The sequence below is a fragment of the Gangjinia marincola genome, assembly GCF_039523415.1.
Lineage (GTDB): Bacteria > Bacteroidota > Bacteroidia > Flavobacteriales > Flavobacteriaceae > Gangjinia > Gangjinia marincola.
Map to the genome: position 1 here is coordinate 117,801 of NZ_BAAAFG010000015.1, position 14,798 is coordinate 132,598.

The 14,798-nt window shown below is 38.6% G+C and carries 15 protein-coding genes; 9 read left to right on the top strand and 6 right to left on the bottom strand.

Going from position 1 to position 14,798, the window contains the following annotated elements:
- The first annotated feature begins 69 nt into the window (after positions 1–69).
- Complete coding sequence (locus tag ABD000_RS08360; protein ID WP_343765921.1) at positions 70–975, top strand: YihY/virulence factor BrkB family protein; 906 nt, start codon at positions 70–72, stop codon at positions 973–975.
- Between the two features lie 44 nt (positions 976–1,019).
- Here ABD000_RS08360 and ABD000_RS08365 read toward each other — a convergent pair whose 3' ends face one another.
- A complete protein-coding gene (locus ABD000_RS08365; protein ID WP_343765924.1) occupies positions 1,020–1,430 on the bottom strand; it encodes a hypothetical protein in 411 nt (136 codons plus the stop codon).
- A 240-nt stretch (positions 1,431–1,670) separates the two neighbouring features.
- On the opposite strand from ABD000_RS08365, the gene ABD000_RS08370 reads away from it, so the two are divergent.
- The 3 genes from ABD000_RS08370 to ABD000_RS08380 all read left to right on the top strand — a co-directional run bounded on the left by ABD000_RS08370 (position 1,671) and on the right by ABD000_RS08380 (position 5,175).
- Positions 1,671–3,269: a lamin tail domain-containing protein gene (locus ABD000_RS08370; protein WP_343765927.1), complete on the top strand. Its 1,599-nt coding sequence runs from the start codon at positions 1,671–1,673 to the stop codon at positions 3,267–3,269.
- Positions 3,270–3,349: 80 nt separating this feature from the next.
- A complete protein-coding gene (locus ABD000_RS08375; protein ID WP_343765929.1) occupies positions 3,350–4,327 on the top strand; it encodes a LuxE/PaaK family acyltransferase in 978 nt (325 codons plus the stop codon).
- A gap of 161 nt (positions 4,328–4,488) precedes the next feature.
- The gene (locus tag ABD000_RS08380) at positions 4,489–5,175 is read left to right on the top strand and encodes a zinc metallopeptidase (RefSeq protein ID WP_343765931.1); all 687 of its coding nucleotides are present in this window, start codon (positions 4,489–4,491) and stop codon (positions 5,173–5,175) included.
- 384 nt (positions 5,176–5,559) lie between these two features.
- On the opposite strand, the gene ABD000_RS08385 is transcribed toward ABD000_RS08380, so the two are convergent.
- A complete protein-coding gene (locus ABD000_RS08385; protein ID WP_343765934.1) occupies positions 5,560–6,030 on the bottom strand; it encodes an Lrp/AsnC family transcriptional regulator in 471 nt (156 codons plus the stop codon).
- 58 nt (positions 6,031–6,088) lie between these two features.
- Complete coding sequence (locus ABD000_RS08390; protein WP_343765935.1) at positions 6,089–7,459, bottom strand: saccharopine dehydrogenase family protein; 1,371 nt, start codon at positions 7,457–7,459, stop codon at positions 6,089–6,091.
- 60 nt (positions 7,460–7,519) lie between these two features.
- On the opposite strand from ABD000_RS08390, the gene ABD000_RS08395 reads away from it, so the two are divergent.
- Both ABD000_RS08395 and pckA read left to right on the top strand, forming a co-directional pair.
- On the top strand, positions 7,520–7,909 hold the full coding sequence (locus ABD000_RS08395) for a DUF423 domain-containing protein (RefSeq protein WP_343765937.1): 390 nt from the start codon (positions 7,520–7,522) through the stop codon (positions 7,907–7,909).
- 74 nt (positions 7,910–7,983) lie between these two features.
- A complete protein-coding gene (pckA, locus tag ABD000_RS08400) occupies positions 7,984–9,591 on the top strand; it encodes a phosphoenolpyruvate carboxykinase (ATP) (RefSeq protein ID WP_343767293.1) in 1,608 nt (535 codons plus the stop codon).
- 69 nt (positions 9,592–9,660) lie between these two features.
- Here the strand turns inward: pckA and ABD000_RS08405 are convergent, their stop codons facing one another.
- Both ABD000_RS08405 and ABD000_RS08410 read right to left on the bottom strand, forming a co-directional pair.
- Positions 9,661–10,407, bottom strand: coding sequence for a uroporphyrinogen-III synthase (locus ABD000_RS08405; protein ID WP_343767295.1), 747 nt, complete (start codon positions 10,405–10,407; stop codon positions 9,661–9,663).
- Positions 10,408–10,435: 28 nt separating this feature from the next.
- Positions 10,436–11,095, bottom strand: coding sequence for a DUF4271 domain-containing protein (locus ABD000_RS08410; RefSeq protein WP_343765939.1), 660 nt, complete (start codon positions 11,093–11,095; stop codon positions 10,436–10,438).
- 76 nt (positions 11,096–11,171) lie between these two features.
- Here ABD000_RS08410 and ABD000_RS08415 point away from each other — a divergent pair, with 76 nt between their 5' ends.
- Genes ABD000_RS08415 through ABD000_RS08425 form a run of 3 tightly spaced genes read left to right on the top strand, consistent with a single transcriptional unit; the run spans position 11,172 to position 13,742 of the window.
- The gene (locus tag ABD000_RS08415) at positions 11,172–11,891 is read left to right on the top strand and encodes a polyprenol monophosphomannose synthase (protein ID WP_343765943.1); all 720 of its coding nucleotides are present in this window, start codon (positions 11,172–11,174) and stop codon (positions 11,889–11,891) included.
- The gene (locus ABD000_RS08420; protein ID WP_343765945.1) at positions 11,888–13,222 is read left to right on the top strand and encodes a dihydroorotase; all 1,335 of its coding nucleotides are present in this window, start codon (positions 11,888–11,890) and stop codon (positions 13,220–13,222) included. Before ABD000_RS08415 ends, ABD000_RS08420 begins: the two co-directional genes overlap by 4 nt.
- 7 nt (positions 13,223–13,229) lie before the next feature.
- A complete protein-coding gene (locus ABD000_RS08425) occupies positions 13,230–13,742 on the top strand; it encodes a DUF4296 domain-containing protein (RefSeq protein ID WP_343765948.1) in 513 nt (170 codons plus the stop codon).
- On the opposite strand, the gene ABD000_RS08430 is transcribed toward ABD000_RS08425, so the two are convergent.
- Positions 13,743–14,753, bottom strand: a complete 1,011-nt coding sequence (locus ABD000_RS08430; protein WP_343765951.1) for an NAD-dependent epimerase/dehydratase family protein — start codon at positions 14,751–14,753, stop codon at positions 13,743–13,745.
- Positions 14,754–14,798: the final 45 nt, after the last annotated feature.

Sequence of the window (14,798 nt, forward strand, 5' to 3'; positions counted from 1 at the left end):
ATTGAAGGGGTTATTATTTTAACGCCTCCTTGACACTGATATATAGCACGATCTGCTAATATTGCGGTCATGCATCGCGATTTTAGAATTAAGGATATCCCAACGCTTACTAAAAAAACATACTCCGTTTGGTTAGGAGGTGATCCCTGGCGATCCAGTGCGGTGATCGCGTATTATTCCATTCTATCGCTTCCGCCCCTATTGGTCCTCCTGATTAATCTGGTGGGTGTTTTTTATGGTACAGAAATCGTTCAGGGACGCCTCACCAATGAAATCGCCTCAGTGCTTGGGTTGGATACAGCTGAGTTTATTCAGGACATGGTCACAGAATCGTTGATTGAAGATAAATCCACCGTCTCTACGATCGTGGGTATTGCTATGCTGATTTTTGGGGCTACCGGAGTCTTCTACCAAATGCAAATCTCCCTTAATCAGGTATGGTTGGTCACCGAAGAAGACAAAGGCAAGATCAAAAACATCATCATTGATCGGGCGCGGAGTTTTGCCTTTATCCTTACCATAGGATTTTTATTGCTCATTAGTTTTGTACTCACAGCATTGCTAAGTACGTTTACTGAATATCTGGAATTCTTTTTTCCGGATACCATGCTCGTCATAGCCTATCTTCTCGATGTCATTATTTCGCTTGGATTTATTACCGTATTATTTGCACTCATGTTTAAATACTTGCCAGATACCAAGGTGACCTGGCACATGGTCTGGAAAGGCGCATTTATTTCTTCTGCACTTTTTGCCTTAGGAAAGTATTTATTGGCATTATATTTTAGCAAGCTGGAGCCCGGTTCTGCCTACGGTGCAGCGGGAACTGTAGTATTAATTTTACTCTGGGTATCCTACAGTTCGCTGATTTTGTTTTTTGGCGCAGCCTTTACTAAAGCCTATGCAGATCATTATGGCTTAACCCTAAAGAAAAACAATCCTGATAAGACGCCTGAAAAGGAAATGGAAAAATAGATTCCCCACCCTCTAGCCCCCTCTCCCGCCGGAGAGGGGGGACTTTACTCCCCGGTAAACACGATCTCAAAGTCCATGGCTTCCAACTCCTCGTAGGTTAAATCAAAACGTGCTTCGTACAAGCCTTCATCACGTATGGTTTCCCAATCGTTTTCTTCTAAGGTAGAGGATGCATAGAACATGAAGCTATAGACCACAATGGTGGTATTTTCTAGATCATATTCCTTAGTTACATAATCATTTTGCATGATAGAAAAATTTTCATTTGTTCTTGGATCCCAATCCAAGATATTATTCATTCCTATCTCAGTTTGATCTTGATATCCTCTGGAGTGATAAAAAATAATATCATTTGTTTCATTTTTTAAGTCAACGAAAAAATCGGGATCATCATCTGGGCATCCTGTCAAAACCAGACAAAGCAAAAAAAACAATATATTTTTTAATATTTTCATAGTAATATAATTTAATGCCCAAACTTTAAGGCTATTCTTGTCCACCACCAACCTGGGGATAAATCAAACCAATTGAACTCTTCGGCAAACATTTCGAAGTCCATTTTATTTTAAAGATCAAAGAAATTAGAAAAGGTTGCATCCCAGTTTTATGCTTAGGCTTAACGTAGAATTAAAGCCCTCTTCTTTTCATAAAAGCAGGTAAAAAGTATATTTGCAATTCAATTTAAATACAACATAATGAAACAAATTTACATGACCCTTTTAGGGATTATTTTTACTCTTTCAGCATTGGCTCAAAGTGCTGGTGATATTGTTATTACAGAATTTATGCAAAATCCCGCAGCAGTAGGTGACGATGTGGGCGAGTACTTTGAAGTATATAACACGACAGATACCGACATTGATTTAATTAATTGGATTATTTCAGACTTAGGTTCAGATTCTCATACCATAGCTACTAATATTATTGTTCCTGCCGGTGCTTATGCCGTTCTAGGTATAAACACTGATACCAACGTCAATGGAGGTGTTACTATAGATTATGCGTATGGTAGTGACATTACTCTTGGAAATGGAACGGATGAATTACTTTTGACTGCCCCTAATGCAGTTGTGATCGATCAAATTATTTGGGATAATGGAGCGACTTTTCCTGATGCTTCTGGGGCCAGTGCAAGTTTAAATCCTGATATTCTTGACGCAACATCTAATGATGATGGATCTAATTGGTGTGAGTCGACTAGTACCTACGGAGATGGGGATTTAGGAACTCCCGGCGGAATCAATGATGTATGTGGAGCTACTTGTCCATTACAAACAAGTAACATTGTGGCTACATGTGATGCTGTTACAAACGGAGTAGATTCTTATACTACGACTATTGATTTTAGTGGCGGAGCTACCGAAGCGTATACCATAACTGTTTCAGCAGGAGCACTTGGTGGTGATGATGCAAATACAACAGCAGATGGAACATTTATAATCTCAGGTGTTGAAGAAGGTACAGATGTAGTCCTAACCGTCTCAAGTGCTACATGTGATTTTTCAATCACAATAAATAGCCCTACCTGTATCGCTGCTGATTGCGTTGCCGAAGGCAGTGTGATCTTTACTGAAATTATGCAAAATCCAAGTATCAATGCTGATCCGGCCGGTGAATATGTAGAGCTTTACAACACTACTGACGCTTCAATTGATTTAGAAGGATTTGTCTTAAAAGACGATGTGTCTACAGGCGAAACCCACACGATTGCGTCAAGCTTAATTATACCTGCTCAAGGATATGTAGTCATTGGTAACGGCGCAACACCCAATGGCGGAGTTACCCTTGATTATGATTATGCGAACGATATTTCTTTGGGTAATGGTACAGATGGTGTGATTTTAGAATGCCAAGGTGGTATTATTGATCAGGTCGTTTGGGATGATGGAGCAACCTTTCCTGATCCTAGTGGTGCTAGTATGGAGTTAGCTGCCTCTGCATATAACAGCACAGATAATGATCTTGGAGTTAACTGGGGCGAGGCAACAACTTCTTTTGGAGATGGTGACCTGGGTACTCCCGGCGAGGACAATAGTTTTACCCTGTCTATCATTGACGTTAACAGTGGTTCATTTAGCCTTTATCCAAATCCCGCACTGGATGGATCAATAACTGTTGAAGCTAAAGAAAATACTGCGTTAACTGTACAAATTTATGACCTATTAGGAAAAGAAGTGGTTCGCAGAACCCTCACTTCAGGTCAGATTAATGTATCTAATCTTTCTTCGGGTATTTACATGGTAAAGGTCTCTCAAAACGGAGTTTCTTCTACTCAAAAGCTTGTAGTGAAATAAACATTTTTTGGTATAAAATAGTAAAAGGCTGTCCATGAGGATGGCCTTTTTTAATGTGTTAAAGATTGTACCTTTACCCCATGAAATTGATTCAGGAAATCTTTCAACCTCATACCGCGCAAGGCTTTGAAGAACTAGCCTTACGTGTATTTCAATTTCAGTACAAACTAAATCAGGTGTATCGTAGGTATTGTCAACTCATCAATACCAAACCAGATGCAGTTGGTCATCTGCATGAAATTCCATTTCTGCCGATTGAGTTTTTTAAAACACATCATGTTTCTACGGGTCAAAATGCCTCTCATATTTTTACAAGTAGTGGTACAACCACAATGATCCCCAGTAAACATTATATAACAGATATTCGATTATACGAACAATCTTATGTACATGCATTTAAACAGTTTTACGGCGATCCGGATCAATATACGATCCTGGCCTTGCTTCCTTCCTACCTGGAGCGAACCGGCTCATCGCTTATTCATATGGTGAATGATCTTATTATGCAAAGTAATGACGAACAAAGTGGCTTCTTTCTCGATCAAAAAGAGGAATTGGTTAAACGTATCCGTCAAGCGGAAAAAAACAAACGCTCCACCTTGCTCATAGGGGTATCTTTTGCCTTGTTGGATATAGCCGAAGAATATTCGCTCAACCTGAAGCATACTACTATCATGGAAACCGGCGGAATGAAAGGCCGAAGAAAAGAGCTCATAAGGGCAGAGCTTCACGATCACTTAAAAAAAGGCTTCGGGGTTGAAGAAATTCATAGTGAATACGGCATGACAGAATTACTCTCTCAAGCCTACTCTACGGGTGATGGCATCTTCCGCGCAAGCGAAACCATGAAAATTCTAATTCGTGATCCCGAAGATCCCTTTTCTTACCAACCTCTGGGAAAAACTGGTGGAATTAATGTGATCGATTTAGCTAATCTCTATTCTTGCTCTTTTATTGCTACACAAGACTTAGGTAAATCTTATCCTGATGAATCCTTTGAAGTCCATGGTCGTTTTGATCAAAGCGATATACGTGGATGCAACCTAATGACGCTATGAAATCGAAGTCGAATTGAATTAAATTAAATTAGGTTTCTGATCGTTATCTCAAGGCATGAAGCAAAACTGCTAACTTTATAATTTAAAAACTGCCAAAATAGATTTTGGTCAAATATTTGCTAAAGAATGAGTACTTTTAATCATCTTAAATTCGAACTACTATGATGGGCTATTATGTAATTGCGGGAGTTATTTTCTTAGTGAGCATGTATGTGAGCAACAAGCTTAAAAGCAAGTTTAAGCAATATTCTAAAGTACACCTGCAAAATGGGATGAGCGGTGCAGAGATAGCACAGCAAATGTTGAATGATCATGGGATTAGTAATGTAAAGGTAATCTCTACTCCCGGGATGCTTACAGATCATTATAATCCAGCTAAAAAGACGGTAAACTTAAGTGAAGGAGTATATAATCAGCGTAATGCGGCCGCAGCTGCTGTTGCTGCACATGAGGTTGGTCACGCTGTCCAACATGCAGATGCCTACGCGTGGTTAGGCATGCGTTCTAAATTAGTTCCTGTGGTGAGCATCGCCTCAAAATTTTCGCAATGGGTCATTATGGCGGGATTAGTGTTATCTGTTACTTCTAGCTTTGGAAATACCATATTGCTTATTGGTATTATTCTCTTTGGCGCAGGAACGCTGTTTAGTTTTATCACCTTACCGGTTGAATATGACGCTTCAAACAGGGCATTAGCTTGGCTGGAAGACAATAATATCGTTACTCAACAGGAGTTGAAAGGATCCAAAGATGCTTTGAAATGGGCTGCGCGCACCTACGTAGTGGCCGCGATTGGATCGTTGGCCACCTTACTCTATTTTGTAAGTGTTTACTTAGGCAGAGACTAGCTACGGCAGGCTCAGCTACCGATCTGGGAATATCAGCGGACATTTTGATCGATTCAAGATGCCCTTGAGTTTTAATTTTCCCACACCTAACGTACAGTCAGAGCATGTCGATGACGGCTTTGAAACTAAAGTCCATCTATATAATAACTAGTGTTTCTTAGAATATCTTTAAATAACCCTGTACTGAGCATTGCCAAAGTGTGCAGGATGAAATTTAGACAAATTGAGTTTGACCTAATTGTCAGTCAGAGCCTGTCGATGACAGCTTGTGAACTGCAAATAATGTTCGTTTCTTAGGTTATCCTTCAACAGGCTCAGGATGACATTTAGTTTGAATTGAAGCATATTCAGTTGTCTGCCAGGGTCTGTCGAAATGATCTTCTTCTAAATCTTTAGCTGGCGTTCTATCTGTTGATCTAAGGAAATAAATGTTTCTGTTCTTGATACACCGGGAATGGCTTGGATATCCTTATTAAGCACCTCCATCAAGTGCTCATTGTCTTTACATAAGATCTTAATAAAAATAGACCAGTTTCCCGTGGTGTAGTGGCATTCAATAACTTCGGGAATATCTTTTAATTGCCTTACCGCTGCAGGGTTGCTTACTGCCTTGTCCAAAAAAACACCTATAAACGCAACGGTTGAGTAGCCTAATACCTTGGGATTAATCGTTATTTTTGATCCTGCGATCAGTTTGGACTTTTCCAGTTTTCTTAATCGTTGATGAATTGCTGCTCCGCTAATCCCTACTTTGCGCGCGATCTCAAGAATGGGTTTACGGGCATCTTCCATCAGCATGCGTAAAATCTTTTTATCGATTCCATCAATGGTCACTTTTTGATTGACTATTTTCATACCTATAGCAGCTTATAAATTCAAAGTAAAACTACAAAAAAGTGATATTAGCATGATGTTATGGTGTTACATCTTCCATATTATAACCTAAATACGGGACCTTAGTTTCAGTAAACTCAATTCCATATTGAGTTAGTTCCTTAAGAATTGGAGTATAAATTTCTTCCTTGATAGGTAGATGAACCCCGGGAGTAGAAATCTCTCCGGTCAGAATTCTCACAGCCGCCATAGCTACGGGTAAGCCTACAGTCTTTGCCATCGCTGTTTTTACCTGATTCTCTCCTTGAACCACCATCGTACTATCTATTTGATGTTTTTTACCGTCAAGTTCGTAGCCAAATTTATGATACATCACAATCATATCTTTATCATCCTTATCCAAGGACCATTTTTCGGTCAGGATTTTTTGTAAGGCTTGTGCCGGAGTGGCGTCAACTATACCAATTTTTTTTGTGGCGTTGAATAAATCCAATTCCTTCAACTTTAACCAAATCACGTCATCCTGATCGATTTTAAGATTGTGTCTAAGTTTTAATTCAACCGAATCTGTGGGATGATACGGTAAAAAACTATTCATAAAATCACGATAAGACATGGTAGAAGAATCCTCTAAAATGTAGCTGTCATCTGTCATTCCCAGCTGCACGAATACATTCCAGGCTTTGCTAAATCCTACGCGTCGCATTGTACCCCTATATAGGGTTAAGACATCTTGAATTCCATAAATATCCCGGTATTTTAAGGAATTGCGATTAGCGTAAGCTTCAAAGGTTCCATAATCGGGAACATTTAAAAATTCTGTTCTTCTAAAGAGACGTTGATAAGGAATATATTTATATTTCCCTTCTTGAATAAACTTTGCTACACCCCCTTGCCCGGCAACAACTACATTGCGGGGATTCCAGGTGAATTTATAATTCCACAGGTTGTTATCACTTTGTGGTGCTACCAAACCGCCGGTAAAGGATTCAAACAAGATCATTTTTCCTCCTTCTGCTCTTATTCGATCAATGACCTGCATAGCACTCATATGATCAATCCCGGGATCTACTCCTATCTCATTCATAAAGACCAACCCAGATTCTTTAACCATATGATCTAACGCCTGCATTTCTTCACTTACATAAGAAGCGGTAACCATATGCTTTTTGAGTTTTAGGCAAACCCTGGCAACATGAATATGAAACCGCGCCGGAAGCATTGATATAACCACAGTTGCCTGATCTACATATTGAGTCAAATCATTTTTGTCTAAAATATCTAAGGATATGGCGTTACTTTGTTCGTGATTTCCAATAATTTGTTCTGCTTGTTCAAGTCTAACATCTCCTACGGTGATGGTGAATTGATGTTCAACAGATTTTTCCTGTAGATAAGAGACCAGTATTCCGGTAGATTTTCCGGCACCGATAACGAGAATATTTTGCATAGGTTTAATTAGCTTTGTAGCATAAAAAACGAAAGTAGGTAATCCGCAATACATCTAAAAATGAATCGAACCTTAATGTTACTGGGGAGTTTTTTCGGCTTGACCGCAGTTATTATTGGAGCATTTGCCACTCACGGATTGGAACCTCTATTAACCACAAAACAGCTTTCAAGCTTTGAAACAGGCGTTAAATACCAAATCTATCACGCATTTTTACTTCTCTTTCTCAGTCTATCTCAAAAAATACTACCACGCCAAAAACGAATCTTATTGTATATGATTTGTTTGGGGATAGTGTTATTTTCGGGATCAATTTATGGATTAGCTACTAATCAATACTCTTCTTTTGATTTCACCACTATCGCATTGATCACGCCTGTAGGGGGTTCGCTACTTATTATTTCCTGGATGATGCTCTTTGTATATTCATTTAAACATAAGGAGGAATAATTCGCGTTGAAGAACATTATTCTTTGGTATTATTTATACTTTTGCCATCTAATAACACAACAACTCATAAAATGATGGTTGAAAACACCTCATCTACGAAAACGATTTCGTTGAAACAGTACGGAATCAAAGACGCCACAGTACATTATCAACTAAGTCCCAAAGAACTTCAACAAAAAACCCTCGATCTCAATCAAGGAGTTGAAACAAATAATGGCACCCTAGCAGTTAATACCGGGGAATTTACAGGTCGTTCTCCTAAAGATCGATTTATCGTGAAAGATGATCGTACCAAAGATGACATTTGGTGGGGTGATATTAATATCCCGTTTGATCCTGATAAATTTGACCGCTTACATAAAAAGGTGGTAGACTATTTATCTAATAAAGAAATTTACGCCAGAGATGCGTATGCTTGTGCAGATCAAAATTACAGATTAAATATTAGGGTAGTCAATGAGTATCCATGGAGTAATATGTTTGCCTATAATATGTTTTTACGTTCCGATGAGGAGGAACGCGAAACTTTTCAAGAGGATTGGCTCATTTTAAACGCGCCCGGATTTATGGCAGATCCTGTCGTTGATGGCACCCGCCAGCATAATTTTGCTATTCTAAATTTTACTAAAAAAATCGCGCTTATAGGCGGAACCGGATATACGGGTGAGATCAAAAAAGGAATTTTTTCAGCCTTAAATTTTATTTTACCTACTGAAAAAAACACACTACCAATGCACTGTTCGGCAAACGTAGGTGAAGATGGCGACACGGCCATCTTTTTTGGTTTATCGGGTACTGGTAAAACCACTTTATCTGCTGATCCAAACCGAAAATTAATTGGGGACGATGAGCACGGTTGGACCAACGAGAATACAGTTTTCAACTTTGAAGGAGGCTGCTACGCAAAAGCTATTAATCTCTCCAAAGAAAATGAGCCTGAAATTTTTAATGCGATTAAACCGGGAGCCATTCTGGAAAATGTGATTCTAAGAGAAGGTGAAGTTGATTTTAGCGATACCTCCATCACTCAAAATACTCGGGTGAGTTACCCTATTTATCATATTGATAATATTAAAGTCCCTTCTATTGGAAAGGATCCCAAAAATATCTTTTTCTTAACAGCAGATGCCTTTGGAGTGTTACCTCCGATCAGTAAGTTAACTCCGGGTCAGGCTGCATATCATTTTATAAGCGGCTATACCGCAAAAGTCGCCGGAACCGAAGCCGGTGTGAATGAACCTGTTCCCTCATTTTCGGCTTGTTTTGGGGCTCCTTTTATGCCCTTACATCCCACACGCTATGCTGAAATGCTTAGTACAAAAATGAAAGAAGCAGGAGTGAACGTATGGTTAATTAATACAGGATGGACCGGCGGACCTTATGGTGTGGGTAAGCGTATGAAACTTAAGTATACGCGTGCGATGATCACCGCCGCTCTAGAAGGAAAGCTGCCTAGTGAGATTACGTATGATCACTATCACGTGCACTCTGTCTTTGGACTTGCACAACCTAGAGCCTGTCCCGGTGTTCCTACAGACGTACTCAGTTCCAGAAAAACCTGGAATAATGATGAAGGATACTACAAAACGGCCAATAAATTAGCCGATACTTTTAGAGAGAACTTCAAAAAGTTTGAAGCATATGCTAATGATGAAATTCTAGCCGGCGGTCCTCCAAACTAGAAAAATTACTTCATAAAAAAAGCCAGATATGTTGAATTACATATCGGGCTTTTTAGGTTTATGAGAGAACTACTTCTTATTCGCCTCTTTAATATATTTTTCAAGTGCCATGGTCATGGAAGGCGTATCAGGCGTTGGAGCGTGAATATTAACTTTTAAACCATGCTCCTCTGCTGCCTTTACGGTAGTATTACCAAAAACAGCAATACGTGTCTCCTTTTGTTCAAAATCCGGAAAATTTTCAAATAAAGACTGGATTCCGCTAGGGCTAAAAAAGACCAGAATATCATAGAATACATCCCGTAGGTTGGACAAATCGCTCACCACCGTTTTGTATAACACCGCTTCTTTCCAATTTACTCCTAATTCATTGAGATAATTTGGGACTTCTGGCTTTAACTTGTCAGATGCCGGTAAAAGAAATTTTTCGCTTTTGTATTTTTTGATGGTAGGCACTAATTCTCCAAAGGTTCGTTTACCTACATAAATCTTACGCTTTCGGTATACCACATATTTTTGCAGGTAATACGCAACAGCCTCACTTTGACAAAAGTATTTTAAAGAATCAGGGACTTTAAAGCGCATCTCATCTGCAATTCTAAAAAAATGGTCCACTGCATTTCTACTGGTCAAAATGATCGCGGTAAAATTCGCTAAATCTATTTTTTGATGCCTTACTTCTTTTGAAGACACTCCTTCTACATGAATAAAAGGTACGAAATCAATCTTGACCTTCTGCTTGTCTTGAAGTTCGTGATAGGGAGAATTCTCAATCTTTGGTTCTGGTTGAGAAATCAGGATAGTCTTCACTTTCAATGTTTCCTTCATACGTCTTTAATGGCTGTTAGTGTACAATTAGCTTATACAAAATAACATAGGGTCCAATTTCGAGAGCGCAAAGGTACAAAATAAAATACAACCAATTGACTAGAATTACCTCTTGATTTTTGATGAAATAATTGATTAAAAAAAGAAGATTAAACAGACCAACAATCCCTAATCCAATAACGATTAATATATAAGACCCCGTAAACGTATAGGTGAAGAGAATACATACAGGAATCACAATAAAGGACAGGTAACTTTTAAAGGAAATTTTATAATATAGATATTGATCAATGAGATGTTCCACGTTGAAAATAGACGCGACAATTTTTTCTATGAGGTACTTTCCCAGTAAAAAAACACTGTAGGCTACGGCAATCTGAATGTATTTAGTAAAGGATAGCAGCTGTGGCTCTTGATTTTGGTAGGTCAAGCGTATAAAGAACCCAACTAATAAGGCCATACTCAGCACATGTACCAAAAAAAATAATCCGTTAAAGACATTGGCTAATGAATTTTTAGGGGTAATTCCAGAAAATCTACCTGTAAATGGAAGCTGCACAAAAACCAGAAACTGCTCCCTGTTTAGCAACTTGATGATCACCAATACAGTGAGAATAAATAGCAGCACAAAACTTATCCAATCATTAGATGTGTATGTGCGTTCAATAAAATCCAATTAAATGTGATTTAAGAGTCTGGTAAAATTAATGATCCCGCCTAAAAATTTCGCTACATTTGTTAAAATTTTTTGCGTGTCTCAGGCCCTTGTAATAATCCCTACATACAATGAAATTGAAAACATTGCTCCAATATTACAGCGTTTATTGGCAATGGAGCAGTACGACGTTTTAGTCGTTGATGATAATTCTCCAGATGGAACCGCAAACAAAGTACAAGAAATTGCTCAAAATAATCCGGGTAGAATTTACCTGGAAAAGAGATTAAAGAAAAAAGGATTGGGCACGGCGTATATTCACGGGTTCAAATGGGCACTGGAGCGTGATTATCAGTATATTTTTGAAATGGATGCAGATTTTTCACACAATCCAGATGATCTGGATTATCTGTATGAGGCGTGTAAAAACGGTGCTGATATGAGCATAGGTTCACGCTACGTATCTGGCGTAAATGTCGTAAACTGGCCCATGAGCCGCGTGCTATTATCCTGGTTGGCTTCTAAATATGTTCGATTTATTACGGGGATGGACATTCACGATACCACCGCAGGTTTTGTTTGTTATCAACGCCGTGTACTGGAAGCAATAAACCTAAATAAGATTCAGTTTATTGGTTATGCCTTTCAAATCGAAATGAAATTCAAAGCCTACCTCAAAAAATTCACTATTATTGAAGTGCCTGTAATTTTTACAGATCGCTTTCGCGGAAAATCAAAAATGAGTGGTGGGATTATTTCTGAAGCTATTTTTGGTGTTATCAAACTTAAGTTAAAAAGTATTTTTAGTTCACCATGAAAAAAATTCTGATTAAAAATGCCCAATTAGTTAATGAAGGTGTAGTACAACAGCAAGATATTCTCATTGAAGACACCCTGATTTCGAAAATAGGAGCTGATTTATCTCATCCCGAAGCCTATATCATAGATGCGGAAGGATTACACCTTTTCCCGGGAGCTATCGATGACCAAGTGCACTTTAGAGAACCCGGCTTAACGCATAAAGAAGACATTGCAACAGGTTCCCGTGCCGCTGTAGCCGGCGGTATTACTTCATTTATGGAAATGCCTAATACCAATCCACAAACTACTACCCATGAGGAGCTTCAAAAAAAGTTTGATATTGCTCAAGAAACTGCTTACGCTAACTACTCTTTTATGTTTGGCGGCACCAACGATAATTTAGAAGAGATTAAAAAAATTGATCCTAAAACTACCGCTGCGCTTAAATTATTTTTAGGCTCTTCAACCGGCAATATGTTAGTAGATGATGAAAAGGTCCTGGAGCAAATTTTCACTCATTCGCCACTACTCATCTGTACGCACTGTGAGGATGAAGAAACCATACGTGAAAATCTGGCACAGCATATTAAAGAATACGGGCAGGATATTCCTATTGAAAAACACCCGGATATTAGAAGCGCAGAAGCTTGTTATCTCTCATCATCTTCCGCAATAAAACTGGCAAAAAAAACAGGAGCGCGCTTACACGTTTTTCATCTCTCTACAGCAAAAGAGATGGAGTTGTTTGACAATTCGCTTTCGCTTCGCGAAAAACAAATTACGGCCGAAGTTTGTATCCATCATCTTTGGTTCAATGATACTAATTATGGTGAAAAAGGAACACTTATCAAATGGAATCCCGCTGTAAAAGCTAAAGCTGATCAAGAAACCTTATTTCAGGCCCTATTAGACGATAAGCTTGACGTAATAGCAACAGATCACGCCCCGCATACCTTAACCGAAAAACAAAACAGCTACACCAAAGCTCCAAGTGGCGGTCCTCTTGTACAACACGCTTTTCAGGCTATGTTAGAATTTTATCATCAAGGTAAAATTTCTCTTGAAAAAATTGTACAGAAAATGGCACACAATCCGGCCATCTTGTTTGATATTAAATCAAGGGGATATTTAAAAGAGGGATACAAAGCAGATTTAGTCTTAATAGATTTGAACAAGCCGTATACGGTTACCAAGGATAACATTCTTTCTAAATGTGGATGGTCTCCTTTTGAAGGCACCACATTCTCATCTACCATTGAAAAAACCTTTATCAACGGGACATTAATCTACGATAACGGTATCGTTTTAGAAAGAGGAAAACCCGAACAACTACGCTTTGATCGATAATAGTCTGATGATAGTACCCTTTAAAAATAACGTCCTTTTTTTAGTCCTTGCACTTTTATTTTTTGCAGGTTGCAAAGAGATCAATACGATGGAAAAGCCAGATGATCTTATCGCTCAAGAAAAAATGGTTGATATCCTTACCGAACTAAGCTTGCTTAATGCAGCTAAAAATTTTAGTAAAAAAAAGCTGGAAGAGACAGGTATTCAACCTACCCTTTATATTTATGAACGCTATGATGTTGACAGTCTTCAATTTGCTCAAAGCAATAATTACTATTCCGAGCAACCAGAGCAATATACCGCGATCTTTGAAAAGGTTAAAAAACGCCTAGAAGCTAAAAAAAAGATCTTAGACTCAGTCAAAAAAATTGAAGATAAAAGAAAAGACTCTATTAAAAAGATTGAAAAAAAGATACAGGATTCAATCAATGTCAATTTGACTGAGGAGGAAAAGAAAAATCTAAGGATTCAAAAAAGAGAGTCAAAGCTTGCTCCTGCTAAAAAAGAAAACCAAGAATAATTATTCCTTTTTAAAATAATCTGCCGTTACTGCGATAACTTCTTGAATTGGTTTATATTCAATGCCAATTTCACGGTTTATCTTATTGTTATCGTACACATCATCAAGAAATAAATTTTTAATGTGAGCTCTGGTAAGTTGTTGTGTAGTCCCAAATAATAATCTACCAACCCGCTGAAAAAACCAACCAATGGCAATCAACCACGGTTTGAGTTTATAACGAGGCGGAGTTTTTCCAAGTTCAGTGGCAATTTGTTTTAAAACACGGTCAAACGAGAGATTCTCTGAAACTATCGTAAAGCGTTCCCCATAGGATTTTTTGTCCATTAAACATGTCATAGCATAAACCACATCGTTTATTCCAACAAATCCTGTAGTCATGGGGAAGTAAAACCTCATCCCCTCATTCACTTTTTTAAACAAGACTCCGCTCCCACTCTCCCAAAAACCGGGTCCAATGATTACCCCGGGATTTACAATCACTATATTCAATCCCTCTTGAGATCCACGCCACACTTCCATCTCTGCGCCATACTTGGTGATGGCATAGTCACTATTGTTCTGCTCTTGGTTCCACTCGGTTTCTTCAGTAATGGGTTGATCGCCTAATGTTTTCCCTAATGCAGCAATACTGCTTACGTGGCAAAAAGCAACGACATCATTTGACAAAGCCAAATTGATCATGTTCGCCGTTCCTTCAATGTTCACTTTTCGCATGCGTTCAAAATCGCTTCGACTATAGGAGATCATTGCCGCACAATGATACACGGTTTCAACTCCTTCAAAGGCTAAGGTTAGCTGTGGAACGTTGAGTACATCAGCCTCTACCCAAATGATTCTATTAAACAGATCAGTCGCTTGTTGGGGAGAAATATAATACGAAAAGACTTTTTTGACGACGGTAAGATCGCTGGTTGATCGATGAATTGCTTTGACGTGCTTTCCTTGAGAAAGTAGTTTATATAACAGGTGAGAACCTACAAGTCCAGTAGCGCCAGTAACCAATATCATGCGGTAAATATACACAAACCATCTAGGAAAACAGGACGTTTATCC